Annotated in this window: 23 protein-coding genes; 5 read left to right on the forward strand and 18 right to left on the reverse strand. The window is 40.4% G+C overall.

Annotated elements, in window-relative coordinates; genetic code table 11:
- Window positions 1–10 precede the first annotated feature (10 nt).
- The 4 genes from GSQ84_RS02275 to GSQ84_RS02290 all read right to left on the reverse strand — a co-directional run bounded on the left by GSQ84_RS02275 (window position 11) and on the right by GSQ84_RS02290 (window position 6,134).
- A complete protein-coding gene (locus GSQ84_RS02275; RefSeq protein ID WP_216848849.1) occupies window positions 11–3,544 on the reverse strand; it encodes a SusC/RagA family TonB-linked outer membrane protein in 3,534 nt (1,177 codons plus the stop codon).
- A 119-nt stretch (window positions 3,545–3,663) separates the two neighbouring features.
- Entirely contained in the window at window positions 3,664–4,794 is a 1,131-nt protein-coding gene (locus GSQ84_RS02280) for a FecR family protein (protein ID WP_158795633.1), read from the reverse strand.
- Window positions 4,795–4,882: 88 nt separating this feature from the next.
- Window positions 4,883–5,464: an RNA polymerase sigma factor gene (locus GSQ84_RS02285; RefSeq protein WP_158795634.1), complete on the reverse strand. Its 582-nt coding sequence runs from the start codon at window positions 5,462–5,464 to the stop codon at window positions 4,883–4,885.
- Window positions 5,465–5,669: 205 nt separating this feature from the next.
- Window positions 5,670–6,134 carry an Lrp/AsnC family transcriptional regulator gene (locus tag GSQ84_RS02290; RefSeq protein WP_158795635.1) on the reverse strand — a complete coding sequence of 155 codons (465 nt, stop codon included), beginning with the start codon at window positions 6,132–6,134 and terminating at the stop codon, window positions 5,670–5,672.
- A 182-nt stretch (window positions 6,135–6,316) separates the two neighbouring features.
- On the opposite strand from GSQ84_RS02290, the gene GSQ84_RS02295 reads away from it, so the two are divergent.
- Genes GSQ84_RS02295 through GSQ84_RS02305 form a run of 3 tightly spaced genes read left to right on the forward strand, consistent with a single transcriptional unit; the run spans window position 6,317 to window position 9,520 of the window.
- The gene (locus GSQ84_RS02295; RefSeq protein ID WP_158795636.1) at window positions 6,317–7,369 is read left to right on the forward strand and encodes a PLP-dependent cysteine synthase family protein; all 1,053 of its coding nucleotides are present in this window, start codon (window positions 6,317–6,319) and stop codon (window positions 7,367–7,369) included.
- Between the two features lie 35 nt (window positions 7,370–7,404).
- A complete protein-coding gene (locus GSQ84_RS02300) occupies window positions 7,405–7,851 on the forward strand; it encodes a protein-disulfide reductase DsbD domain-containing protein (RefSeq protein ID WP_158795637.1) in 447 nt (148 codons plus the stop codon).
- 7 nt (window positions 7,852–7,858) lie between these two features.
- The gene (locus GSQ84_RS02305) at window positions 7,859–9,520 is read left to right on the forward strand and encodes a protein-disulfide reductase DsbD (RefSeq protein ID WP_158795638.1); all 1,662 of its coding nucleotides are present in this window, start codon (window positions 7,859–7,861) and stop codon (window positions 9,518–9,520) included.
- 94 nt (window positions 9,521–9,614) lie between these two features.
- Here the strand turns inward: GSQ84_RS02305 and GSQ84_RS02310 are convergent, their stop codons facing one another.
- Window positions 9,615–11,711, reverse strand: coding sequence for a carboxy terminal-processing peptidase (locus tag GSQ84_RS02310; protein ID WP_158795639.1), 2,097 nt, complete (start codon window positions 11,709–11,711; stop codon window positions 9,615–9,617).
- 104 nt (window positions 11,712–11,815) lie between these two features.
- Here GSQ84_RS02310 and GSQ84_RS02315 point away from each other — a divergent pair, with 104 nt between their 5' ends.
- A complete protein-coding gene (locus GSQ84_RS02315; protein ID WP_254070761.1) occupies window positions 11,816–13,060 on the forward strand; it encodes a serine hydrolase in 1,245 nt (414 codons plus the stop codon).
- Here GSQ84_RS02315 and GSQ84_RS02320 read toward each other — a convergent pair.
- Entirely contained in the window at window positions 13,057–13,350 is a 294-nt protein-coding gene (locus tag GSQ84_RS02320) for a helix-turn-helix domain-containing protein (protein ID WP_158795640.1), read from the reverse strand. The two genes, GSQ84_RS02315 and GSQ84_RS02320, sit on opposite strands and share 4 nt — an antisense overlap.
- Entirely contained in the window at window positions 13,347–13,886 is a 540-nt protein-coding gene (locus GSQ84_RS02325) for a hypothetical protein (RefSeq protein WP_158795641.1), read from the reverse strand. The genes GSQ84_RS02320 and GSQ84_RS02325 overlap by 4 nt, the downstream gene beginning before the upstream one ends.
- Before the next feature lie 235 nt (window positions 13,887–14,121).
- Between GSQ84_RS02325 and GSQ84_RS02330 the strand changes: the two genes are divergently transcribed.
- Window positions 14,122–14,586 carry a hypothetical protein gene (locus tag GSQ84_RS02330; RefSeq protein ID WP_158795642.1) on the forward strand — a complete coding sequence of 155 codons (465 nt, stop codon included), beginning with the start codon at window positions 14,122–14,124 and terminating at the stop codon, window positions 14,584–14,586.
- 329 nt (window positions 14,587–14,915) lie between these two features.
- Here GSQ84_RS02330 and GSQ84_RS02335 read toward each other — a convergent pair whose 3' ends face one another.
- From GSQ84_RS02335 to GSQ84_RS02385, 11 genes are all read right to left on the reverse strand, one after another.
- Complete coding sequence (locus tag GSQ84_RS02335) at window positions 14,916–15,140, reverse strand: addiction module protein (protein WP_158795643.1); 225 nt, start codon at window positions 15,138–15,140, stop codon at window positions 14,916–14,918.
- A 217-nt stretch (window positions 15,141–15,357) separates the two neighbouring features.
- The gene (locus GSQ84_RS02340; RefSeq protein ID WP_158795644.1) at window positions 15,358–16,608 is read right to left on the reverse strand and encodes a sulfate adenylyltransferase subunit 1; all 1,251 of its coding nucleotides are present in this window, start codon (window positions 16,606–16,608) and stop codon (window positions 15,358–15,360) included.
- A complete protein-coding gene (gene cysD / locus GSQ84_RS02345; protein ID WP_158795645.1) occupies window positions 16,609–17,514 on the reverse strand; it encodes a sulfate adenylyltransferase subunit CysD in 906 nt (301 codons plus the stop codon). It lies immediately after the preceding gene.
- A 9-nt stretch (window positions 17,515–17,523) separates the two neighbouring features.
- Window positions 17,524–18,228 (reverse strand): phosphoadenylyl-sulfate reductase, encoded by a 705-nt coding sequence (locus GSQ84_RS02350; RefSeq protein WP_158795646.1) that lies wholly within the window; start codon window positions 18,226–18,228, stop codon window positions 17,524–17,526.
- Window positions 18,228–19,697, reverse strand: coding sequence for a TSUP family transporter (locus GSQ84_RS02355; protein ID WP_158795647.1), 1,470 nt, complete (start codon window positions 19,695–19,697; stop codon window positions 18,228–18,230). The genes GSQ84_RS02350 and GSQ84_RS02355 overlap by 1 nt, the downstream gene beginning before the upstream one ends.
- Before the next feature lie 14 nt (window positions 19,698–19,711).
- On the reverse strand, window positions 19,712–20,503 hold the full coding sequence (gene cobA / locus GSQ84_RS02360) for a uroporphyrinogen-III C-methyltransferase (protein WP_158795648.1): 792 nt from the start codon (window positions 20,501–20,503) through the stop codon (window positions 19,712–19,714).
- On the reverse strand, window positions 20,500–22,593 hold the full coding sequence (locus GSQ84_RS02365) for a HEPN domain-containing protein (RefSeq protein WP_158795649.1): 2,094 nt from the start codon (window positions 22,591–22,593) through the stop codon (window positions 20,500–20,502). Before GSQ84_RS02365 ends, cobA begins: the two co-directional genes overlap by 4 nt.
- A 236-nt stretch (window positions 22,594–22,829) precedes the next feature.
- Window positions 22,830–23,543, reverse strand: a complete 714-nt coding sequence (locus tag GSQ84_RS02370; RefSeq protein WP_158795650.1) for a hypothetical protein — start codon at window positions 23,541–23,543, stop codon at window positions 22,830–22,832.
- A gap of 10 nt (window positions 23,544–23,553) precedes the next feature.
- Window positions 23,554–23,922: a GntR family transcriptional regulator gene (locus GSQ84_RS02375; RefSeq protein WP_158795651.1), complete on the reverse strand. Its 369-nt coding sequence runs from the start codon at window positions 23,920–23,922 to the stop codon at window positions 23,554–23,556.
- Window position 23,923: 1 nt separating this feature from the next.
- Complete coding sequence (locus GSQ84_RS02380) at window positions 23,924–24,703, reverse strand: hypothetical protein (protein ID WP_158795652.1); 780 nt, start codon at window positions 24,701–24,703, stop codon at window positions 23,924–23,926.
- A 4-nt stretch (window positions 24,704–24,707) separates the two neighbouring features.
- Window positions 24,708–25,538, reverse strand: coding sequence for an ATP-binding cassette domain-containing protein (locus GSQ84_RS02385; RefSeq protein WP_158795653.1), 831 nt, complete (start codon window positions 25,536–25,538; stop codon window positions 24,708–24,710).
- Between the last annotated feature and the right edge of the window lie 206 nt (window positions 25,539–25,744).

A 25,744-nucleotide genomic window follows, 5' to 3' on the forward strand; every position in this document is an offset into this window, starting at 1 on the left:
ATTTTAAGGATTAGAAACCAACTCTTACACCCAGCGACATGGTACGTACCGGAGGATAATTACTGACATCAAAATAACCGCCCGCAACACTATAGCTATCATTGGTAGTTTCTGGATTTGTACCCGGATATTTTGTAATGGTAAACAGGTTAGTCGCTGAGGCGAAAACTGACAGGTTTTGCATTCCTGATTTTTTGATCCACGGCATGTTTTTGTTAAACCTGTAGTTCAGTGTTAGCGTCCTTAGTTTGATATAAGAAGAATTATACACACTCAGGTTGGTACTTCCTGTATTAGCCAGCGGTTCATCAATTAATCGTGGTCTTGACGATCCTGTGTTGGTAGGCGTCCAGTGGTCAAGCATGGTCACATTTGCATTGGAAGTACCGTTGAACTCTAAACTGGAAACATCATCTGCCCACATCAGTTTACCGCCGTAGGAGTAGGTAAAATACGCGGTCAGGTCAAAATTCCTGTAACTGAAACCTTCTGTAAAACCACCATAAAACTTAGCTTCCCCATTGCCAATAATTTCTGTGTTTGAAATAGGCCTGCCATAAGCATTAGGTGCAGCAAGCACATACATCGGATCTCCAATGGCTAAATACTTATAGATTAAACTGGAATAAATTGGGCCCATGGCTGCTTTATAGGCATCTAATTGCTGTTGATTCTGGATGATACCAGTGATCTTACGCCCAACAAGCAAACCCAGCGGCTGGCCTTCAATAATTGCTGTATTATTTCCCGTTTCTAATCCGGTCAAACTTCCCAGTTGCCCAACATTGGCACCCAGCAACTGGTTAACCATCGATCTGTTCCAGCTAATGTTAAAGGACATGTTCCATTTAAAATCTTTTGCTTTGATCAGGTCTCCGTTTAAAGCAACTTCAAATCCCTTATTCGTAATATTGGCTACATTGTTCAATTCCGAAGCATAAGAACTGCTTGGTGCTACCGGCAGGTTTAATAATACACCATTGGTTTTTTTATGGTAATAGTCAAGCGTACCCGATAGCCTGTTGCCAAATAAAGTAAAATCTAAACCGGCATCAACCTGTTTGGTAGTTTCCCATTTCAAAGCATTGTTTCCTACTTGTGTTGGCAGTAAGGCACTCGCCCCGGCATAGGAAGCCGGAGAATATAAGGTACGGTACATCTGGTCGCCGATGTTCTGCGTACCGGTTACCCCGTAGCTGGCCCTGAATTTTAAATCATCCAGCCAGGTTACTTTCTTCAGGAAATTCTCCTGCGACAACCTGTATCCAATGGCTCCTGAAGGAAAATACCCGAATTTATTATCCGGTCCGAATTTGGAAGAACCATCAGTACGTCCTGTAAAAGTAAGCAGGTACTTATCCATGTATGTATAGTTTGCCCGCAGGTAAAAGGAAAGCAGATAACTTTGAGGAGAGGTAGGATTATCACCGCTCACTTGCAGCGGAGTAGTTGCCGAAGATAAGGACGTCAGCGTCTGATCGTTCGGATAACCTGTTCCTGTAGCGGTAAAATAACTATATTTCCTGGTTTCATAAGAAGTTCCTGCCAGCAGGTTAAGCTCATTTTTCTCATCCAGCTTTTTGTGATAGGTTAAGGTATTCTCCACAAACCAGTTGGCCAGCTGACTGTTGGAATTACTGCCTATACCACCACTGGCATCTGAATTTCCAGTGTAACTGCTTACACTAACATAACTTGGGTTATAGTTTCGCTGGTTATAACTCTGCATATTTAAGGACACCATACTCTTAAATTCCAGCGCTTTACTGATATGCAGTATGGCAGCCGTTGAGCCCAGCAAGTTGAATGTTCTTGAATTATTTATCGCTGTACTTAAAGCCAGCGGATTTTGAAAACCCTGGTAGGAAGCCCCGACAGCACTAAAATTAGTAAAGTTGCCTGTTGCATCATAAGGAGAATAATCTGGTCTTGCCCTTAGTGCCTGTGAATAGGTTCCATCAGAAAGATTTTGCTCTGTATAGGCCAGGTCGATATTGGTTAAAAAGCTAAAATGGCTGCTGATTGTATTTTCCAGGTTGATCTTTCCTGATATCCTTTTGTAATCCGTACCGATCACCACCCCCGGCGAATTGTTGTACCCGATGGAAGAGTAATATTTGGAACCTGCACTACCGCCCTGTACAGCAACATCAGCATTATTTGATACTGTGTTCCGTGTAACCAGGTCTATCCAGTTGGTATTGGCGGTGCCAAAATATGTTCCGGGGCTATTAACGATAGAATTTACGGTTGGGTCCTGCGCCAGCCCCAATGCAGCACGGTAATTATAGCTGTTTTGGGCAGACTCCGTTAACATTGATTTATACTGGCTTGCATTTAATACTTTTTCAGTAATTGGGGAAGAAACTGTAGTATAATAGTTGGCGGTAATCTGTGGCCTCATATTAAAACTACCTCTTTTGGTGGTGATGATCACTACCCCATTGGCGGCTTTTGACCCGTAGATCGCTGTAGAAGAAGCGTCTTTAAGAATACTGATGGATTCTATATCTTCAGGATTTAAACCGTTGAGGGCATTTAAACCATTAACAGAAGAAGATGACAGGGCAGAGCCACTACCAGCTCCTGAACTGATATCACTGCCTGCAGGGTTAGGAGTGTTGTATCCGGGATTGAGAAAGCTGGACTGTATCTGAACGGGCACACCATCGATGATATAGAGCGGATCGTTACCTCCCAGTAAAGAAGATGAGCCCCTGATCCTGATCTTAACTGCGCCTCCGGGAGATCCGTCACTCTTAGTAACCTGCACCCCCGCAGCTTTACCTGCCATTGCATTATCAATAGTGGTAAAAGGAACATCTTGTACCTGCGCTGCGTCAATGGTAGATACAGAACCGGTCAGATCTTTTTTCCTGGTGCTGCCATAACCTACAATAACTGTTTCTGATAAGCTGTTTGTAGCTGAGTGCAGCAGGATGGATACATTGCTTTCCGCTCCGGTTATTTGGTATTGTGTTTTGGCGAAGCCGATAAAAGTAAATTCTGCAATATCTCCCTTTTCAGCTTTAATACTGAACCACCCTCTGCTGTTGGTAATGGCAACAATAGGTTTACCCTTAATTTTTACAGATACGCCTGGTAAGGTATTCCCCAAAGAATCGGTAACCTTACCGCTAACTTCCACAGGAAAATTAAACAGATCAATGACCCTGTCTGTCAGCGTTTTTTCCTTGACGATGACAGATTGCGCATCCATCACGTAAGATAGCGGCTGATCTTTAAAACATAAGCCGAGCACCACTGAGATATCAGCATTGGCTACATGTATACTTACAGGTTTTGAGTTGCTTAACAGCTTTCCGGTGTAGAAAAACTGGTAGCCGGTCTGGGCATGTATTTCCTTAAATAACTTTTCCAGAGGAACGTTTTTCTCTGAAATAGATATTTTCTGGGCTACCCCTTTCGCGCTGACATGCAGCAAAGCTAAAAACAACATTAACACAGTTAATTTCATAATCCGCAGGATTTTTGAAGAAAGGTAAGACGGTGTCTTACCCGGAAACAGAGCGTAAAAATTCATACATTTGAATGGGTTGGATTTAATTTTTCAATAGTTCATTAACATTGGCATTTGGTGATTGAGTTCAATCTTTTTCCCGGGGATGTTGGTAGCATCTCCGGTTTTTTTGAACTTAAAGGTTAAGGCATAACCACTACCCTCCTTCCCTCAACTTTAAAGTGTATTTGTCCCGTTAGTTCTAATTTTCTCAACACATCATTCAGCTGCTGCGATCTGGCAACAGACCCTGCAAACCAATCGTCAGGAATAGCCCCTTCATATTGTACGTCTATATTGTACCATCTGGACAGTTTTTTCATGATACTTTCAATATGCTCATGGTTGAATAAAAAGTTGCCGTTTTTCCAGGCAATAGTAGCTTCAGCATCGTCTGGAATCACCTTTAAAGTGGCAGCAGCCAAAACAGACTGCTGACCAGGTTTTAAAATGCAGTTTAGGGTATTGCCGGAAACTTTTACAGATCCTTGAAATAGACTGGTCTTCGTTTCATTTTCCTCAGCATAAGAGCTGATGTTAAAATGGGTGCCCAGATCTTCTACCTGCTGCTGACTGGTTTTGACGATGAAAGGCTGACTGGCATTATGGGTAACTTCGAAATAGGCTTCGCCTTTTAATTCTACGGTACGGTTCTTCAGGCCTGCAAATGAAGCCGGATATTTTAAAGAGGAAGCAGCGTTGAGCCATATTTTTGTTCCATCAGGCAAAACTACTTCATACTGCCCGCCTCTTGGTGTTTCGATTGTATTGTAGGATGAACCTGAATTGGCAGTATTTGCTGAACCACTATAGACCAATTGCCCCTGTGCTGTTTGAGAGATTTGCATACCGGTCTGATCATGGAGCGTATCCGTCGCGGTATTGTTCAGGACAACACGTTTGCCATTACTCAGGGTTAAATAAGCTTTATTAGTGCCTGGTGAGACATTATTCACATAAACAGACTGATTTTTCCGGGCCTGATGATTTACAAAAAGGAACAGGCTTGTCCCTGCAACGATCAAAATAACCGCTGCCGCAGCGAACCGCAGCCATACGGTCACAGTCCTGAGCGGAGCTCTTTCCGGCAGGGATGCTTTGAGGGATTGCCATACCTGGTCCAGATCTTCATTTAATTCCTGCTCCACCACAGGATGAAGACCCTGTGAAGATTTTAGCTGTACAAACCAGGAATCGAGCAATTGCTTTTCCTGTTCCGTACATTGACCATTGCTGAATTTCTTTAATAAGTCCTGAGCTTCTTTATTATCCATAGCTTAGAAGATGATGTTTCATCTTTGTTATAACTATAGACCGGTAACATGACCAGTGGGCCCAGAGAAAAATACTATTTTTCTTAAATTACTTCAGATTAAAAAGAATAAGCAGATAAATGAAGACACCAAACCTCAATCTTAATATTTTTAGTGCATTATTAACCTGATTTTTGACCGTTTTTTCAGAAATGCCCAATTTTGAAGCTATTTCTTTATGCGTATAATTCAATTTACGGCTCAATTCAAAAACTTCGCGCATTTTTTCAGGAAGTTGGGAAATTTCCTTTTCGATGAGTAACGAAAGCTGGTTCTGACGTACCAGATGGTCTGTGGCGTTTTCGTTATGTTGGATAAACTCAGCTAGCGAAGATATATATTTCGACTCTACCTGTTTGTGGGCAATGACTTTAAATATCGTATTGCGTACAGCGGTATATAAGTAACCTGCTAACTGCGACTCCAGTTTAAAATCCTTTCTGTTACTCCACAGGGCCGCAAATATTTGTTGTAAAATATCTTTTGATTCTTCACGGTCCCTTAGCAGATTAAAAGCATGAATATAGAGAACAGCTTTGTACCGGCTATAAATTTCAGCAAACGCATTTTGATCATCTTCCCTAATCAGGGAAATCAGCTCAACATCAGAAAGTTCGCCGTAAATGATCATTACATACAAATATGGAAAAATGTAATGATAATATAACATTATCTTTAAATAGCATCCACATCACCTTCACTAACCTCAAAAAAGCAGACAATTTGCAAAGCGTTTGATTGACAACAAATTAACTAAGTCTATACATTGATACAAAGATATCTATACATGAAGATATAAAGAATGTTTCCCGAAACCCTGGCTAGACATTCATAAGTTATAAAGGATAAGCCGTTTCGCTTTTCGTTTCAGAAAGCACAAAAAAACTTTGTACCGTACTAATATTGGCCAGCGTAGCGAGTTTATTTCTCAAAAAAAGATGATAAGTGTCCATATCGCTGGTAGCGATCCTGAGAATAAAATCGAAGGCGCCTGTCATCTGAAAACATTCCATTACCTCACTAAACTTTCCTACTTCCTTTTCAAATTCGAAAAGCGTAGCTGCTGTATGTTCTTTTAGCAGCACCTGAGAAAAGGCAATCAGGCTTTTGTCAATCTTCTTACGGTCAAGGATGGCAACAACACGCTTGATGTAACCCTGTTCTTTTAATCTTTTAATCCTTTCATGAACAGTAGCAATAGATTTATTCAGCTTAAAGGCCAGCTCCTTATTGGTCTGCGTAGCGTCTTGCTGTAAAAGCCGTAAAATTTCCAGGTCGGTGGGGTCAAGTTCAGATATCATAATAGAGAAAATACAAATCGAAAAAAGATATAATAACCATTTAAATTAAGAGGCATTAATAGAAATACTAACAATTTAACAGCTAAATTCCATAAAATTTACGGATATACGAACAACTATTGTTATTATAAATTGCATTACGGAGTTTTACCGAAATATTAAACACGTTATAAAGCTGTAAAATGTTAAGTGAAACCTTAGAATCATCCTGTTTAACCATAAATCTTAAGCACAAATTTGAGCATTTGTGGCATTTGGTAGGCAACACCCCGATGCTGGAATTACACTATACTTATAAGGGTAACACCGGAAGGATTTATGTAAAATGTGAACACTATAACCTGACAGGAAGTATCAAAGACCGCATCGCATTGTTCACTTTATACAATGCCTATAAAGAATGCAGGATTAAACCCGGAGACACGATCATTGAAGCAACAAGTGGTAACACCGGGATAGCATTTGCTGCTATTGGCAAAGCATTGGGCCATCCGGTAAAAATTATTATGCCTAACTGGCTGAGCAAAGAAAGAATAGATATTATCAAAAGTTTAGGCGCAGAAGTGATCCTGATCAGCAAAGAACAGGGTGGGTTCTTAGGTAGTATCCAACTGGCAGAGACCATGGCTTCAACAGATCCATATACCTTTTTACCCCGCCAATTTGAAAACCAGGATAACCCAAGGGCGCATGAAGAATCAACAGGTGTGGAAATATGGGAACAGCTAAAATTAAATCAAGTCAGCCCTGATGCTTTTGTAGCAGGAGTTGGGACCGGCGGTACGATCATGGGTGTGGGCAGGTATCTTAAAAGCCAGAAACCATCGGTAAAGATACACCCGCTGGAACCTGCAGAATCGCCTACCTTAACTACCGGATACAAAGTGGGAAGCCACCGCATACAGGGTATATCTGATGAATTTATCCCCGAAATCGTTAAACTGAATGAAGTTGATGAGGTAATCCAGGCATGCGATGGTGATGCCATCCTGATGGCTCAGAAATTGGCCGGTCAGCTGGGTTTAGCGGTAGGGATTTCATCCGGAGCTAACGTAATCGGCGCGATCAAACTGCAGCAGCAGCTTGGATTTGACAGTTGCGTAGTCACTATTTTCTCCGACAGCAATAAAAAATACCTGAGTACCGACCTGATGAAAACAGAACCAGTGAAAGAAGGGTATCTCAGCCCTGATACAGAATTTATCGATTATCATCCAATCGGCAGGTTAAAATAATCTACCAGGAACCATTTCAACTATAACTATTCAACATGAAAAAACTTATTTTATCCTTCATCATCGCTGTAGCAGCAATCTCTGCACACAGCCAGATCTTAAAACCCGTTACCTGGAGTTACGCCGCAAAAAAGACCAGCGCTACGGAAGCTACTATTTTTATGAAAGCCACAATTGATGCAGGCTGGCATATCTATTCGCAAAATTTAAAAGATGGTGGCCCTATTAAAACCACTTTTACCTTCCCCGCAGCAAAGGATTATACGCTTGTAGGAACAACGATGGAGCCTAAAGCAATCACCAAACATGAGGATACATTTAATATGGACGTTAGTTTTTTCGAAAAAAGTGTGGTTTTTCAACAAAAAATCAAGCTTAAAGCCGGACAGACTATTGTTAAGGGCAGCGTAGAATTTATGACATGTGATGATAAACAATGTCAGCCGCCAGAAGATATTAGTTTCAGCATTCCTGTAAAATAGTATTACAATGAAGGCAAAAATAATGTTCATTGTAATGCTGATGCTGGTCATCAATTCCTATTGCAGTTTTGCACAGGGAACTGATACCGCTGGGATTCAGTTTACGGAGATCAAAGATAGTGTCCCGGCAGCCACCGCAGTCAAACCTGCAACTGTAGTACGATCTTCTTCAAAAAGCAAAGAAATAACAGCGAAAAGCAGCACTGCGAAAAAACAACAGAATGTGCAACAGTCTTTTTGGGGCATCTTTTTAGCGGGGTTTGTAGGTGGGCTTGCAGCTTTACTGATGCCCTGCATTTTCCCGATGCTGCCTTTAACCGTTAGTTTTTTTACCAAGGGAAGTGAGAAAGGAAAAGCTTTTAACCGGGCAGCGCTATATGGCTTATTTATTATCCTGATCTATGTTGTATTGGGATTACTGGTAACTGTATTGTTTGGTGCTGATGCGCTGAACAGCTTATCTACCAATGGTATTTTCAACTTCCTGTTCTTTCTCCTGCTCGTTGCTTTTGCAGCTTCCTTTTTAGGTGCTTTCGAAATCACCCTACCTTCTTCATGGGTGAATAAAATGGATGCCAATTCTGATAAAGGAGGAATAGCAGGATTATTTTTCATGGCCGGCACCCTGGCATTGGTATCATTTTCCTGTACCGGTCCTATCATCGGAACACTACTGGTACAAGCCGCTACCAGCGGGGCATTATTAGGCCCGGCTATAGGAATGTTTGGCTTTTCGCTGGCGCTTGCTATCCCATTTGTATTGTTTGCACTTTTCCCTTCAGCTTTAAGCGCATTGCCTAAATCTGGTGGCTGGCTCAACAGCGTGAAAGTGGTACTGGGGTTTCTGGAGCTGGCCTTCGCTTTAAAATTCCTGAGTAATGTTGATCTTGCTTACCACTGGGAGTGGTTTGATAGAGAGATCTTCCTGGTATTGTGGATTACCATATTCGCATTGATGGGTTTCTATCTTTTAGGGAAGCTGAAGCTGGCACACGATAGTGAGCTGAGTTATGTCTCGGTACCGAGATTGCTCCTTTCCATTATCGTATTATCCTTTACAATGTATATGATACCCGGATTATGGGGAGCACCGTTGAAATCAATCTCAGCTTTTCTTCCGCCACAGCAAACACAGGATTTCGATTTGTATACACCAACGTTAATCCCTGCTACAGGCAGCCAAAATGTTCCAAGCTCTTCCGGCCCGCATAAATATGCAGCAATCTTTCATGCTCCATTAAACCTGGATGCCTTTTTTGACTATGACGAAGGTGTTGCCTATGCAAAAAAAGTGCACAAACCAGTGCTGATAGATTTTACCGGGCATGCCTGTGTAAACTGCAGGAAAATGGAAGCAAACGTATGGCCGGATAAAGAAATCTATAAAATGATTAGTCAGGATTACGTATTGATCCAGCTATATGTAGACGATAAAACTGAAGTAGATGGCAAAGATGTAGTCACTACCTCAACAGGTAAAGTGTTAAATACCATAGGTAAAAAATGGAGTAACCTGCAGGCTGAAAAATTTCAGTCAAATTCGCAGCCATTTTATGTATTACTAAATGCTGATACTGGTCAGCCATTGGTAAAACCAAATGGAGCTGATTACGAAACAGCAAATTATAAAAAGTTTTTAGATAGCGGGCTAGTTGCCTGGCATCAATAAGAGTTTATCAGATGGTGGATGCCAATGATAAGTTAGGTAATAGTTAATAGTGGAACCGCCTCGTTCTGAGGCGGTTTTTTTATTTTAATCCTGTCTATACATGACCAGGAACAAGTAAACTGAAATAATCAGTCAAAATCTGCCCGGCTTCGATTTTCAAAAAATCAAGATCTTCATCTTTAGGATGGCTCTCTCCTTTTTTCAAAGGTTTTAAACCCATGGCTTCACGGCGCAGGTTATTTTTTTCAAAGGCCTTAGTCTCATCAGCATCACGTTTCTGCTTTAATGTAACTTCATTCAGCGAAACTGTTTTCTCATCCTCCTGTTTCTTAAAGTCCGCAATATCCTCCAGGAGGTATTTATAACTTGCACTGTTCCTCATTCGGTCATCATGTAGCTTACGCAATTGAGGAAGCACCTGGTCAAAATTACCTGCTTTTGTATAATTACTCTGTTTGATCCTGTCAAAAGGTAATGCCGAAGGTTCGGTATCTTCACCATATTTATCCAGCGGGATAAGCGCAGGAAAATCGATATCAGGCACTACTCCTTTATGCTGGGTAGAATTGCCGCTTATCCTGTAAAACTTGGCGATGGTTAGGTTAAGCTGACCAAGAGAACGGTCTTTACCTTCACTTTTAGCAAATAACTCTTTAATTCCAGGATTGAGCATATCATCCAGGTTGTATGCATTTTGAACAGTGCCTTTTCCATAGGTCTGTGTACCCAGGATCAGTCCGCGGCCATAATCCTGTATCGCACCCGCAAAAATCTCAGAAGCAGACGCACTCAGCCTGTCAACCAGCACTGCCATTGGCCCAGCCCAGGTGATACCCGGATCATCGTCTTCATTTACCTCTACCTGGTTACGGGCATCACGCACCTGCACCACCGGGCCGGTTTTAATAAACAGGCCGGTCAGGCTAACTGCCTCTACCAGCGAGCCTCCTCCATTTTGACGCAAGTCTATCACAATACCATCTACGTGCTGTTGTTTAAGCGTATCCAATATCAGTTTCACATCACGGGTAGTACTTTTATAATTGGGATCATGGGCACTATAAGCAGCAAAATCAAGGTAAAAAGCAGGCACGTTGATAATCCCAATTTTTACGGTTTTACCATTTTCCTGATAAGTGCGGATTTCCTTTTTGGCCGACATATCCTGAAGGATGATCTTTTCCCTTACCAATTCAACAATTTTAGGTTTCTCTGAATTGATCTCGCCTTTAGGCAGAATTTTCAATCTGACGATAGTACCCTTCTTTCCGCGGATCAGCGGAATAGCATTATCCCTGCGCCAGCCAATGATATCCTGAAACACGCCGTCCTTACCTTGCGCTACACCGATGATACGGTCGTCAATATTAATCAGGTGACTCTTGGCAGCAGGACCACCAGCAATAACTTCTTTAATGGTGATGTATTCATTTTCTGAATTCAGGCTTGCTCCTATGCCTTCTACGGAGCGCGACATCTCAATGTTAAACTCAGCGGCATTAACCGGGTTAAAATAACTGGTATGGGGATCTATAGCACTGGTTAAAGCATCCATAAATAGCTGCATTACATCCTGACTTGATAAACTGTTAGATTGCGATAACAAACTTTGATAGCGCTTTCTCAGGGTCTCTTTATTTTTAGCCATATCCGGACTGGCCAGTTTTAAATTTAAAAGGTCATACTTCACGCGTTTGTCCCATAAATCGTTCATCTCTGCAGGAGAGCTGATCCAGGGTAACTGATCACGGTCGTAGGTAAACTCATCTTTCTGGTCATAATTATAATCTTTGTCCAGCTGGCTGAGCGAATACCGTATACGCTCGTTGTATCTTTTTTTATATGTATTAAAGATATAAAATGCATTATCCAGGTTACCTTCGTTGATATCATCATCCAGCGTTGTTTTTAGCCCCTCAAAGCCCTGAATATCTGAAGCCAGAAAATAACTATGGTTTTCATCCAATGCCTTAATATAATGCGTGAATATCAATGCAGATATAGAATCGTTAATCGCTAATTTTTTATAATTATATCTGGTGATCATTTCTGCGATCATCTTGCAAACTACATTTTGCTGCTTTCCCGGATGTAAATCTCCCGGTCCCGCAACAGCAGGCAGTTGATGGGACGAAGCTTGACAGGAGAGTGCTGCACAGAGTACAAAAAAGAGATATACTTTTTTAAACATGTTCTTAACCGTTATGGATTCTAAATTATTTCTAAACATTAATATGATGTAAGCGATGAGGTTGATCTGCTGCGCTAAGAACATAAAGGTAAAAAGAACCTCCTATGATTGAATATTTATTTATCAGCCGCATATCATCTTTGGTTTTGGCTCAAAATGAGTATCTTCAGATCTTATCTTCAACCATGACCAGACTTTCCTCATCAACGTATTTTCTCCTTTCCTTTTTATTGTTACTTATCACTTTACGCAGTTTCGGCCAGACAGAAAAGGCAGAAGCCGAGTTACAGGGTATCATGAAAAAACTGGATGTTGTTGGCCTCTCCGTGGCTGTAGTAAAGGATGGAAATATCATTTACACTCATTCTTTCGGACTAAAAAACATCGCGCTCAATACTCCACTTACGGATAAAGATATCTTCAGGATTGCTTCCATCTCAAAATCTTTTTCTGCAACTTCTATCATGCAGCTTGCTGAAGCTGGAAAGCTGTCTTTAAATGATGATTTCAGCGATCTCATTGGCTTTAAGGTAAGAAATCCAAAATATCCGGAAACCGTGATCACACTTAAAATGATCCTTTCGCATACTTCCAGTATCAACGATAGTGAAGGTTACCTGAGCCTCGATGTCATCAATCCGGCAAAAAATCCAAACTGGGAAAAGTGTTACAGTGACTATGAACCCGGAAAAGGTTACAAATATTGTAACCTCAATTTCAACATGACGGGTACGGTAATAGAAAAAGTTTCCGGAGAACGTTTCGATAAATATGTTAAACACCACATTTTAGATCCGCTGGGATTATATGGTGGTTACTGCGTTGACGACCTCGACTCTACCCGTTTTGCCACAATTTACGAATATGATTCCGTTGCAAAACAGTTCAAACCTTCTCCGGGAGCCTATGCGCCACGCAGGGAAGAGATAAAAAATTATGTAATGGGTTACAGTACACCGATATTCTCTCCCACAGGGGGAATGAAAATCTCTGCAACCGACCTGGCAAAGTACATGACCATGCACATGAACCAGGGCGAATACAAGGGTGTTAGGATTATCTCCAAAAAAAGCGCAAAACTGATGCAAACCAAAATCTCTGAGGAAGAAGGTTATGGCCTGGCCATTAGCAACCGCACCAACCTCATTCCCGGCAAATTAATGACCGGCCACATCGGCGAAGCATATGGATTGAACAGCGCCATGTTTTTCCAGACAAAAGAGAAATTTGGAATCGTTGTGATTACCAATGGATGCAGCCCCACAGAAACTGATGGCATCAATGACCTGTTAAGGGCAGCTACCATCAGTTTGTACAACAATTTTATTGCTTCACCAAAAAGCCATTAAAGCAGGGTTGTTTCTAAAGCCTGTTCCAGTTTGCTAATGGTAGAAAGGGTTAAGTTTTCTCCTCCTGACACTATCTTAGAGATGAGCTGACGGGAAACACCCATCCTTTGTGCCAACTCAGACTGAGACAACCCTTTTTCTTTTATTGTCATTAATATTTTAACGGCAATTTTCCTGGACTTATCGAGCCAGTGTTTATTCTTTTGGTGCCATTCTGCATCTGCTATCCAGCCATTATCCGGAGTAGCCAGATCTTGTAATTTGTTTTTGTTGTTTTCTACTGTTTTCATAATAAATTCATTTCATGAAATCCTTCTAAATCATATACACCCTGCTCTTTTAAAAAAAATTCACACCAGTTCATTTTTATCAGTTCATGCCTGGTATGCTCCCTTTCCTGCATGCTTCGTGTGAGTTTTATTGCCCCACCCGTAATCATATAAATGCCATCCATAGTTTTTAAAGCATATATTCTTAACCAGCTTTTTGACCTAAGGCCATATACCTTGCGGTTACTGAATACTGAGTTCTTTTCTTCCTGATGTAATGGTTTAAAAAGGTCCTCCAACCCTTTGCTATCACCTGATTTTGCCAGTGACAGTACTGTTTGCTGTAACTGATAAGCTTCTTCAATTGTATTAAAAATTGCATCTTCAATTGGAGAATTCTTATAAAATTCTGTGTTTAAATCTTTTGCATTCTCTTCAAAAAAATTCTCCAGGTATGCTGTGTCTGTCCAATTTTTAAATAGTCTTCTAAATTCATTTACAGGATATTCTTTATATTTAGCTGAGTATATATTCCCAAAGATATGAATAATTTCCATTTTGTCAATATTTAAGTTTACATTTTTTAAAAAATAATTTCCATTAATTCCCTATTACGACTACATCTATCTCCAAGAGACAAAATAACATCATTATATTCATATTTAAAACATTAATTAAATAAAAAAGAAAATTAAGCCTAGATATTAATCTATCTCACTTAAAAAAAATATACGAAGCTTTATGGAATTTTTGAATAAGTTCATCTTTATATAAATTTGATAAACCCGCAATATGAAAAAATTACCCTTGTTATTCCTTTCCCTGATCTCTCTATATCTTTTTAGCTGTAATCAGGGCAGTGGCTCTAAAACTACTGTCAAATCAACAGATACCGTATTTAAATTATCCTGCTACAGGGCTATTGACGGTGAAGACACCGCTTTTCTGCAGTTAAAGGATTTCAAAAAGAGAACAGAGGGAAAGCTGTTATTCAAGTTCTTTAAAAAAGACAAAAATGATGGAGACATCAAAGGAACTTATAAAGGAGATACCTTGTTTGTAAATTATGGTTACCATGTGGGTCAGGAAACCAACTGGCATATCAATCCTGTAGCGTTGCTAAAAAAAGATGGAAAACTAGTTATGGGAGTAGGAAAAATAGGCTATCTTCTGGGTATTCCTTATTTCGATAAAAAAGTGCCGATAGATTTTGAGCAAGGCAGATTTACTTTTGAGCCTGTAGAATGTTCAAAATAGATGTTGTTATAACCCTACGCTTAAGATCTTCTTGAATGTGATAGCTTAGGATTGCGGCTTTGATGAATAATAGCGATAATTACAATTTGCTGTAAATCATCACTTATGTAAAAATGGACAGCATAAGGAAAAACTTCTGTAAAAGCTGTTCTTACATTTCTATATTTAATTTCATAGCCAAAAGGATTATTCACAATCTAGAAATGCACTTTTTTACTTCAAGAGAAAACTCCCTTTCTAAACCAGCTTTTTGCTCCTTATACCAATATTTGGCCTCTTTGATATCTGATTTTACAATATCAAAGTAATGTATTGTAAAGCCCATTAATTTACTTATCCAGTTCGTCTATTAACTCTGAGATTGGCAAGATTCTAGAAGGATCTTTTTCTATAGCATCGAGACGATGATCAATGATCTCTTTGTGCCATTGAGGTAATTTAGAATTCATATGATCTACTTCAGGATATTTATTTCTTATCCTCTCCCATTCTTTGATAGGAACCTGGACAGCTGTAACTTGTCCTTTTTCGTTCGAAAGATATTGTACACTCATAATAACAAATTTAAAAATTATCCTGCAATAATTGTGCGAAAATTTACATCTTCATTTTTCAATTCGCTCTTCCAATCAGTCAGCTTCATAAAAGTAACCAATCCCAATTAATTTTCAATTAAGAATCTTCCTGAATAAATATAATAAAGAAGATAATAAGCTTTAATAAAAAAGGACAAACCTTTCAGTTTGTCCTTTTTTATTAAAGCTTATTATCTTAATCTGCAATCGCCCTGAACATCAGTGCGCCAACAGTTAAATTCGTCCGGCTGTCGATCAATATAGCAGATCCGTTAGCTTTATTTTCTGAATACAGATCATAAGCCAGTTCATCCGCTGTTTTGATCACTACACGGCCAATATCATTCAGTTTAAATTCATGTGCATCTTCTTTCTCGAGCGTATTGATATTCACTTTGTGCAGGATATCTTTCACTTTACACTTCGTTAGCTTACTGTTGTGCTGTAAGAAATAAGTGATGGAATCATCCATTGGTTTATTGTCCATCCAGCAAAGATCAGCTTCAATCAGCTGTGAGTTTTGCGGTAAATGTGCAGAGTTTACCAATACATCCCCCCTGCTGATATCGATGTTATCTTTCAGGTGTAAAGTAACTGACATCCCCGCAACAGCTTCTTCCGGTGTTTTTTCAAACACTTCTATTCTATCAATCACAGAACTGCTGCCTGAAGGCAATACAGTCACCTTATCGTTCACTTTAAAGGCTCCGCTAAGGATCCTTCCGGCATACCCCCTATAATCATGAAGTTCATCTGTCTGCGGCCTGATTACCCATTGTACGGGCATCCTTGCATAATCAGACGTCTGGTTGCTGGTTACCTCTACGGTTTCCAGGAAATCCAGCAGGCTGGTACCTTCATACCAGGGCATGTTCTCCGATTTATTCACAATATTGTCGCCGCGTAAAGCACTTACAGGGATAAACGTAACATCGTTAAGGTTAAGGTTCGCAGCCAGTGTTTTGTAGGTTGCGGTGATGTTGTTATACACTTCTTCACTATAACCTTCCATATCCATTTTATTGATACATATCACTACATGGCTTACGCCTAACAGAGAAACCAGATAAGAGTGACGTACAGTTTGTTCTACTACGCCATTTCTCGCATCGATCAGTATAATAGCCAGGTTTGCTGTAGAAGCACCGGTAACCATGTTACGGGTATACTGAATATGTCCAGGGGTATCTGCAATAATAAACTTGCGCTTCTCTGTCTGGAAATATTTATAGGCTACGTCAATGGTAATGCCCTGCTCTCTTTCTGCACGGAGTCCGTCAGTTAAGATCGCCAGGTCAATGCTGCCATCGTCATTTTTACGGTTAGACTGCTGTAATGCTTCCAGCTGATCTGCCAGAATTGAATTGGTATCATATAACAGGCGGCCAATAAGGGTACTCTTACCGTCATCAACGCTTCCTGCTGTAAAAAATTTGAGTATGTTCATTTAAAAGTATCCTCCTTTTTTGCGGTCTTCCATTGCTGCTTCCGATACTTTATCGTCCAGACGGGCCCCACGTTCACTTATTTTTGATGCACTGATTTCATCTATGATATCATCGATCTGATCAGCTTCAGATTCAACAGCTGCCGTACAGCTCATATCTCCTACGGTACGGAACCTTACCATACGGTTGGTTACGATATCGGCTTCATCCATATTGAGGAAAGGAGATGCAGCCATCAGCTGTCCGTTTCTGGTAATGCAGTCCCTTTGATGAGCAAAATAGATAGATGGCAACGACATATTTTCACGACGGATATAATTCCACACATCAAGCTCTGTCCAGTTGCTGATAGGAAACACCCTTACATTTTCCCCTTTATGGATCTTACCGTTATAGATGTTCCATAATTCAGGACGCTGACGTTTAGGGTCCCACTGACCAAACTCATCCCTTACAGAGAAAATCCTTTCTTTGGCCCTTGCTTTTTCTTCATCCCTTCTGGCACCACCTATACAGGCATCAAAACCATGTTTAGCGATAGTATCCAGTAAAGTAACCGTTTGCAGTGAATTTCTGCTGGCGTTTTTACCTTTTTGCTCCACCACTTTACCTTCATCGATAGATTCCTGTACATAACCTACGATCAGTTTTTCGCCTAAGCGTTCCACCATCTGGTCCCTGTAAGTAATGGTTTCTTCAAAATTGTGACCGGTATCAATGTGTACCAATGGAAAAGGAAACTTACCGGGACGGAATGCTTTTTCGGCAAGCCTCACCAAAGTAATGGAATCTTTTCCTCCCGAGAACAGCAATGCCGGTTTCTCAAACTGGCCGGCTACTTCGCGCAGAATATGAATTGCTTCTGCCTCTAATTCGTCTAAATAATCTAAGTTATATTTACTCATTTGTTTAAATTATGCTGTGACATGCAAGCCACATTCCTTCTTCGACTGATCTTCCCACCACCATCTTCCGGCTCTGAAATCTTCACCTGGTGCTACTGCCCTGGTACAGGGGGCGCAACCGATGCTGGGAAACCCTTTGTCGTGAAGAGTATTATATACAATATTGTTCTTCTTAATATATGCTTTAACTTCATCCAGGCTCCAATCGAAGATAGGATGAAATTTGATCAGCTGGTTTTGTTCGTCCCATTCCAGGTTAGACATATCATGTCTGTTGAGGGATTGCTCTGAACGGATTCCAGTCACCCATAACTTGTTTCCTGCCAGCGCTCTCTTTAATGGTACAATCTTACGAATATTACAGCATTCTTTTCTGTTTTCTACAGATTCATAGAAGCTGCTGGGCCCTTTTTTTGAAATCATTTCTTCCAGAGCGGCCGCATCAGGATAATAAGCATAGATAGGTTTCTGGTAATTTTCCAGTGTCCTGTTCCATACGTAATAGGTTTCCGGAAACAGGCGTCCGGTTTCCAGTGTAAATACTTTTACAGGAATATCATTAGCAAAGATCATGTCCGTAATCACCTGGTCTTCCCAGCCAAAACTGGTAGAAAAGGTAATTTGTCCGGGAAACTTTTGCGCAAGGAAACGAATGGCCTCTATGGGTCCAAGTTCCTTTATCTGCGCAGCTATTTCATCCAAATATGCTTCCATTAGAATAAGGGATGTTTTAAAATAAAATTAATTATACTCTTGATGCTGACAAGGATTACAATGATCCCTACTGCTACCATGATGCTTTTTGCAGAGATCTTGTTAGATACCCGCGCCGCTATCGGTGAGGCAAGCGCACTGCCAATCACCAATCCAGCTATGGCTTCCCAGTGTGCAGATTTTAACATCGTAAAAAAGGTGAGCGAGCTCATCGTAGCAATAAAAAAACGGGTTAGTTTAACCGTTCCCAGGGAGAACCTTGCGCTTCTTCCTCCGGCAATTAACGTAGACAGCACGATAGATCCCCATCCGCCACCACCAACAGCATCAATAAAACCACCAAATAAACCCAAAAGGCCTATTTTTCTGATCTTGCCCCCCGCTCTTTTGCGGGAGATTTTAAAGGCTTTGGACAAGATTACCCCGCCCAAAATTAAAGTATACAGAGAAACTACAGGTTTCGTATATTCCTCGTAATGTTCTAAAGATGATAAAAGATAAGCACCGGCAACACCACCAATGATACCGGGGATGATCAGCATTTTGAACATCTTCCAGTTTACATTGCCCATCTTGTAATGCATCCATCCAGCTATCCCGTTACTCATGATCTCAGAAAGATGGACCCCCATACTGGCTGATGCCGGCGGTATGCCCATCGACAAAGAAAAGGCAGTTGAAGTAACACCATAAGACATGCCGATGGCACCATCAATCATGGAAAATACAAAACCAGCACCCAGAAACCAGTAAAATAAAGGATTAATTTCTGCTACATAGGCCTGAAACTGGGGTTCTCTATGCCAGCATACGGTAACGATCACCGCAATAAAAAGTACAATAGCCAGCCAGATAATCCATTTAAACCTGGCGAAAGAAGGTCTGTTGTCCTTAGGCTCAACGAGCGAGGCACTTACTTCATTTAATTTTTTAACTTTTGAGGTGAAGTCCCCCTGTAAGGTATTTCGGAATTTACTCATTTGCTGTAAGGTGATATCAAGTTCGTCCGGTAGGCTCTCATTAAATAATTCTTTTAATCTTTTGGCTATAGTAGGCGATCTGCCGTTAGTAGAGATAGCGATTTTCAGGTCTCCTTTTTTAACAACGGATCCCAGGTAAAAATCACATAACTCAGGCTTGTCCGCCACATTAACCAGTAATTTCAACACATGTGCATCACGTTTAATCTGCTCGTTGAGCACATTGTTATTGGTAGCGGCAATGATAATATCCGCCTGCTGCAAGTCAGCTGCCGCATAACTCTTTTGGAGTAAGGTAAGCTGAGGCAAACGCGCCGCCAGTTCAGTAACCTCTTCGCAGATCTGTTCTGCAATAATGGTTATTTTTGCATGTTCGCTCTGGCTCAGTACAGCAGTTAATTTTTCCAGTCCCACAGGCCCTGCACCAATAATTACGGTATGTAAGTGGTTCAGTTTTAAAAACACAGGAAATAGCTGGTTACCTTCCAATTCTCAAACGTTAACTATAACTCTTCTTTTATTGCGGCAAAAAAATCTTTGATCGGCTGAAACTGTGGATGCAATGAAACTACTTCGCCAAATACCAGGATAGCTGGTGCGCCAATACCTTTTTCTTCGACCACTTCCATAATCGTATCTACAATGCCCACAGCCAGTTTTTCATTTTCAGTAGACCCGCCTTGTATAACCGCTACAGGTAAATTGTTTTTTCCTTCCTGCTGATACAATTTCACGATCTCTTTTAATTTCTTAAAGCCCATCAGCACAATCACTGTTGCTTTTGTCCTTACGGCCTCATAAAGATCATTTGAAATCTTGCCTGATGCCGTTGTTCCGGTAACTACCCAGAAGCTTTCGCTCAAACCCCTGTGCGTAACAGGAATCTGCTGTAAGCCAGGAACAGCAACAGAACTTGATAAGCCCGGGATCATCTCCGCAGGGATGCTATAACCCGCAGCAAAATCCAGCTCTTCAAAACCACGTCCGAATACAAATGGGTCGCCCCCTTTTAAACGCACCACATGACCATAGTTCAATGCATAATCTACCATGAGTTTATTGATGGCTTTTTGCGAATAAGAGTGCTCACCGGAACGTTTGCCTACGTAAACCTTAATAGAATCTACAGAGGCATAATCCAGTACTTTTTCATTAACCAGCGCATCATATAAGATCACATCTGCATCTTTTAAAGCATTTGCCCCTTTCATGGTGATCAGTTCCGGATCACCCGGACCAGCGCCAACTAGCGTGATCCTGGGTTCTCTTATTTTTCTCTTTGATGAGGTGATCATGAGGCAAACTGCGCCTCTCTTTTCGCCTTCATCGCTTTATAAAATTCTGTAGCCTGGTTAAGGTAAGTAACCGCAAACTCTTCCGTAGGTTCGTTCTTATTGATCTGAAGAACCAGTTCGTTAAAGGTTGAAGATAAAGTTACCTCTCCTGTTTCTACATAATGGGCATCAAATTCTCTCAGGATACCAATTTGTGTACTACTGTTTACGCCTTTATCCAGCAGCATTGCTTTTGCTGTATTCACAAATACACTGTAAGAATGGTAGATCGCATCCGACCAGGCTTTGCCTTCAAAAGCTTCGCCTGCCCAGTTTAACTTCTCTTCACCTTCTAATAATAAAGTAGCTACCAGATCGATCACCACACCGGCACATTCACCAACACCAATAGCAGTTTCAAAAGTTTCTTCGTGGCCCCAGTCTACATACTCGCTGTCTGTTAATGTACTCAGATCGGCAATTGGTTTAAGCAGCTGATAGAAATAATCTTTTCCTTTAGCATCATAATAAGCATGGAAGCTTTCTTCTTCAGCCGAATTGGTATGAAAATCATCAAGCACAGCTCTTAATACTGCCGGTGCGCGTTTAGTTGGTGTTTTGATCACACGTTCTGCTACCCTGCCTTCGCCATCTCCTACTGTTCCACCGCCCAGCATTACCTGTACTGCAGGAACAACTTTACCATTTGCTTTTACAGAACTGCCATGAAAACCAATGTGCGCCAGGCCATGCTGACCGCAGGAGTTCATACATCCGCTTATTTTTATTTTGATATCCTTGTCGTAAATCAGATCAGGATACTCATCGTAAATCACATTTTCCAATACTACTGCCAAAGACATACTGTTAGAAATACCCAGGTTACAGGTATCTGTACCAGGGCAGGTAGTTACATCTGCAATACTGTCAAATCCAGGTACTGCAAAACCAAGCTCGTTCAGGTTGTTGTATAAAGGCAGTAATCCTTCTTTACGGACAAACTTTAGCAGCAATCCCTGATTTTGGGTAATGCGGATTTCATCTGCGGCATAAGAACAGATAGCATCTACTAATAACCTGGCTTTATCGGTTTTGATATCCCCTTTTGGTATTTTAATATATACACCATAAAAACCGCTTTGCTTTTGTTCAAATACGTTGGTGTCCAGCCATTGCTGGTAATGTTTTTCATCCGCAGGTGTTTTACCGGCTTCAGTTACAGGTTCAGGAAGAGCAGGCTGAGGAACCGTATCCCTGTCAATTTTGAAAACCTTGGATTTATTAGCCTTTACTTCTTCTGTGATTAAACGGCTTACTTCTTCCAGCCCCAGTTTTTGCACCAGGTATTTCATTCTTGCTTTATTCCTGTTGGTTCTTTCTCCGTAACGGTCAAAAACGCGCAATACAGATTCTGCATAGGGGATCAGCTCATCTTCATGAAGAAATTCATGAACAACACTGGCCAGGAAAGGTTGTGCGCCTAAACCACCGGCAAACATCACTTTGAAACCTCTTTCGCCAGCTGCATTGATTTTAGGGATAAATCCCATATCATGAATATAACTGAAAGCCGTATCTTTCTCTGTAGCAGAGAAAGAGATCTTGATCTTTCTGCCCAGTTCCTGGCAGATAGGGTTTCTTAAAAAATATTTAAAAACAGCCTGCGCATAAGGCGAAACATCAAAAAGTTCATCGGGGTTAATTCCTGAATCGGCCGAAGAAGTAACGTTTCTTACGGTATTACCACAAGCCTCTCGCAAAGTGATATCATCACGTTCAAGTTCTGCCCAAAGTTCAGGCGTACGGTCAAGACTTACATAATGGATCTGGATATCCTGTCTGGTCGTTAAATGCAGGTTACCGCTGCCATACTCATCAGATACGTCTGCCATACGCAGCAATTGCTGAAAAGTTACCTTTCCAAATGGCAATTTAATACGTACCATTTGTACTCCTGGCTGACGCTGACCGTAAACACCTCGGGCCAGCCTTAAGCTGCGGAACTTTTCATCGTGTATTTTTCCCTCGCGAAAAGCACGGATCTTCTGCTCAAGATCGATGATATCTTTTTCAACAATAGGATTTTCTAGCTCTGTTCTAAAACTTTGCATTTCAGTAAATCTTGGTTTTGGTTTAATTTGTTGAGAGACAAATTACCATCTCTGTGCTTCAAATATAGACAATCTATATAGAATATAATATAATCTATATAGAAGTTATAGATTATAATCTCAAAAAATGACAAACCATTTATATGGAGTTTGGCGATATCAGGATGGCCAAAAGCCATAAAAAATAAAATCCTGAGTGATGATCATCACTCAGGATTTCCATAGGAATTAAATTATTACTTAATCATTTTTATCATCTTTCCGCTCAGTGAAACAGCAGCACTATCAGAGAGATTATAATTGGTTTTTACAATTTTCGGATCCAACAAAGTAAGACTACTTTTTCCGGGCACGTCCAGCTGTGCAGTATCGATTTGATTATCTCCGGAAAGTATCAGTTCAGCACCGCCTTTTACTTTATCTCCAACAATGGCGTGCAGGGTATGCAACTGCATCCCGTTCAGGGATATATTTACATTCTGGCAAAGCTGAACATAAAAATTATCCGATTGGTAACCCTTTACTGAAGAACCTACCCCAGGATAACTTTCACTTAGTTTATTACTAAAATAAGAAGAAGTAACCACCGCATTCAGTTTTTTGGTAATGACAATTACTTCGCCCTTCCATGCCCTCTCACTCTGCGCTCTGCTATCAGGTGTTAAATCCATTATCAGCGTATCCCGATTAACGTTAAACACTACATTATTTTTCACTCTTCTATTGATCCAGACACCTTCTTTATCTCCCTGTTCTATCTGTACGCCGAGTAAATTAGCGGCATGGATATCAATATTTTCTATTCCTTTTACCGGTGTAAATGACATATCTGTGAAACGGCTTTTATATTCCCCGCTCAGGTAAACTTTTTTTAGCTGGTAATTAAAAGCGGTTAAACTGCCCAATGTAACCAGGCATATTCCTATAATGAACATTGTACTTATCTTCATGATCGTTAATTTATTTGTTTTCTAATTTGAACAGCTCAAAACGCTGTTTGATCTCCTCCATACTGATGTCCAGAAACTGCAGGGTTTTAAATAGTTCCGGAAGCTCCTGTCCCAGAAAGCGCTCTTTTCTAAAACCAATTATTTTTTCTTTTGCATCCAGGCTAACGAAAAAACCAATCCCGCGTTTGTTCATGATCACTTCTTTCCCCTGAAGGAACTCGTAAGAGCGCATTACGGTATTTGGATTTACCTGAAGTTCTACAGCTAAATCTCTTACCGATGGAATCTTTTCATTCAGCACCCATTTCTCTAAAAGTATATTGTCACCCACATAGGCTGCTATCTGCAGATATATTGCCTCGTTTTCTCTAAATTCCATCTTATACTTGTTTTTCTTTCAGTTTAAAATAAGCGGTAGTCCATAATAATACAGTGAGTGCACAGACCATGAGGTTAAAAATCATATCCGCTGACTCATTTGGATGTATTGGATGAAAAATGGTATTTTCCACCACATATAAGTTTTTAAATGGTGCTGTAGCATGTACTGTTGCATCAAACATGGAATGGATCATACCATAATTTACCATAGAGATCAGTGCTAAAAAAACAAATAAAACAAAGGTTGTTTTAACAAAGTGTAGCTTCTCAAAGTATATTGCCCCAAGAAAAGCAACCGAATGCAGGACTATAAAGGCCAAATAGCAGAAAAAAACTACCGGATCTTTGATACTCAGCTTCATCAATTCATTATGCATCAAAGAATAATGATTTGGAATCTGAATAATAACACTATCCACCGCATAAAAACATAGGATAAACAGGAGTTGGAAAATCACAAAGGAATAAATCCATGCCACCAAAAATCTTTCAAAATGTGAGATTGGCAGTGTTAATGCAGGAATTGCTTTTTTCTTGCTGCCCAATTCCGAAAAGATCATACTGGTAAATATCGTTCCCGAAAAAATAAGGAAAATAAAAAAGTATACAACTTGTATTTTGACAGGTACCATCCCGTTATTAGAATATGCAAAAAGCCCAAGCACGATGCTTAAAATACCTGTTAATACGGCAACAGACATTAGATAAGTGCTAAACTGCTCCCTGCTATGTTTATTGAATAATCTAGAAAATCGGGTAAAACTGAATATGTTGTTCATGGGTTTATTTTAAGAGGTCAATGATAGATGTATGTCCAGAAATAATGGCGTTAAAAAGCATTTCCATATCCACTTTTCCATATCCCTCACCAGTATTTATACTGATGGTATTTGCGCCGATCATATTCTCTTCCTTATAAAGGATGTGCTCCTGGTTAGCTTGTGAAGCTCTAGTAAACTGAATACGTTCAGCAATGGTATCCAGTGAACTATTTAACACAATCTCGCGTTCATGCAGCACTACCAGTGTATCGATCAGGCTATCCAGGTCCCTTACCTGGTGGGTAGAGATAATGATACAACGGTTATCCGTTAATGCAGAGGCGATGATCTTGCGGAACTGAATTTTGGAAGGTATATCTAAACCATTTGTTGGTTCGTCCATAATCAGCAAGCTGGTATTTGTGGCTAACCCAAAAGAGATCATCACTTTTTTCTGCTGACCAAACGAGAGCTTATGAAGCGGTTTGTTAACAGGAGCATCAAACAACTCCAGCATTTTCAGGAATTGTCCTTTGTTAAAGTTCGGATAAAAATGTCCGGTACTTTCAATGAACTGCTCTGCGGTCAATGCAGGCATGTACAATTCTTCAGGGATGAAAAACAATTCCTGCAAAAAGGCCGGCAAACGCTTAGCGGCATGGTAACCATTTACGGTACATCTTCCTTCCAGCGGATAAACGAGCCCGGCTAGGTTTTTCAGTAAAGTTGATTTTCCTGCCCCGTTTTTCCCTAATAAACCATAAATATGGCCAACCTGCAGCGACAGGTTAAGGTTTTTAAACAGCAATGAATTTTTGTTGTAGCCGAAGCTGAGATTAGTAACTTCTATCATAATCGTTGCATTCTAGTGTACTAGTTAAATAGTACAGTACAAATTTATCAAAGAAAATGAATATTCCAACTTTATTAAAAAAAAGACAAAAAAAAAACCCGGACATCCATCCGGGTATTTTCTTTATCAACTAAACCTTAACAAGAGTTACTAACCAAATATTCTCTTGCCACAAACATAGCTGTCTAATATAAAATCTATGTTAA

This window comes from Pedobacter sp. L105 (assembly GCF_009765875.1).
In the GTDB taxonomy this organism is placed as follows: Bacteria; Bacteroidota; Bacteroidia; order Sphingobacteriales; family Sphingobacteriaceae; genus Pedobacter.

Bases quoted from the DNA above. Each gene is read 5' to 3' on its own strand.
- cysD (WP_158795645.1), bottom strand. From the start codon at position 17,514: ATGAGTAAATATAACTTAGATTATTTAGACGAATTAGAGGCAGAAGCA.
- GSQ84_RS02325 (WP_158795641.1), bottom strand. From the start codon at position 13,886: ATGGAAATTATTCATATCTTTGGGAATATATACTCAGCTAAATATAAA.
- GSQ84_RS02285 (WP_158795634.1), bottom strand. From the start codon at position 5,464: ATGATCATTTACGGCGAACTTTCTGATGTTGAGCTGATTTCCCTGATT.
- GSQ84_RS02335 (WP_158795643.1), bottom strand. From the start codon at position 15,140: ATGAGTGTACAATATCTTTCGAACGAAAAAGGACAAGTTACAGCTGTC.
- GSQ84_RS02320 (WP_158795640.1), bottom strand. From the start codon at position 13,350: ATGAAAACAGTAGAAAACAACAAAAACAAATTACAAGATCTGGCTACT.
- GSQ84_RS02370 (WP_158795650.1), bottom strand. From the start codon at position 23,543: ATGAAGATAAGTACAATGTTCATTATAGGAATATGCCTGGTTACATTG.
- GSQ84_RS02295 (WP_158795636.1), top strand. From the start codon at position 6,317: ATGTTAAGTGAAACCTTAGAATCATCCTGTTTAACCATAAATCTTAAG.
- GSQ84_RS02330 (WP_158795642.1), top strand. From the start codon at position 14,122: ATGAAAAAATTACCCTTGTTATTCCTTTCCCTGATCTCTCTATATCTT.
- GSQ84_RS02385 (WP_158795653.1), bottom strand. From the start codon at position 25,538: ATGATAGAAGTTACTAATCTCAGCTTCGGCTACAACAAAAATTCATTG.
- GSQ84_RS02375 (WP_158795651.1), bottom strand. From the start codon at position 23,922: ATGGAATTTAGAGAAAACGAGGCAATATATCTGCAGATAGCAGCCTAT.
- GSQ84_RS02275 (WP_216848849.1), bottom strand. From the start codon at position 3,544: ATGAATTTTTACGCTCTGTTTCCGGGTAAGACACCGTCTTACCTTTCT.
- GSQ84_RS02380 (WP_158795652.1), bottom strand. From the start codon at position 24,703: ATGAACAACATATTCAGTTTTACCCGATTTTCTAGATTATTCAATAAA.
- GSQ84_RS02305 (WP_158795638.1), top strand. From the start codon at position 7,859: ATGAAGGCAAAAATAATGTTCATTGTAATGCTGATGCTGGTCATCAAT.
- GSQ84_RS02300 (WP_158795637.1), top strand. From the start codon at position 7,405: ATGAAAAAACTTATTTTATCCTTCATCATCGCTGTAGCAGCAATCTCT.
- GSQ84_RS02310 (WP_158795639.1), bottom strand. From the start codon at position 11,711: ATGTTTAAAAAAGTATATCTCTTTTTTGTACTCTGTGCAGCACTCTCC.
- GSQ84_RS02290 (WP_158795635.1), bottom strand. From the start codon at position 6,134: ATGATATCTGAACTTGACCCCACCGACCTGGAAATTTTACGGCTTTTA.
- GSQ84_RS02350 (WP_158795646.1), bottom strand. From the start codon at position 18,228: ATGGAAGCATATTTGGATGAAATAGCTGCGCAGATAAAGGAACTTGGA.
- GSQ84_RS02365 (WP_158795649.1), bottom strand. From the start codon at position 22,593: ATGCAAAGTTTTAGAACAGAGCTAGAAAATCCTATTGTTGAAAAAGAT.
- cobA (WP_158795648.1), bottom strand. From the start codon at position 20,503: ATGATCACCTCATCAAAGAGAAAAATAAGAGAACCCAGGATCACGCTA.
- GSQ84_RS02340 (WP_158795644.1), bottom strand. From the start codon at position 16,608: ATGAACATACTCAAATTTTTTACAGCAGGAAGCGTTGATGACGGTAAG.
- GSQ84_RS02315 (WP_254070761.1), top strand. From the start codon at position 11,816: ATGATTGAATATTTATTTATCAGCCGCATATCATCTTTGGTTTTGGCT.
- GSQ84_RS02280 (WP_158795633.1), bottom strand. From the start codon at position 4,794: ATGGATAATAAAGAAGCTCAGGACTTATTAAAGAAATTCAGCAATGGT.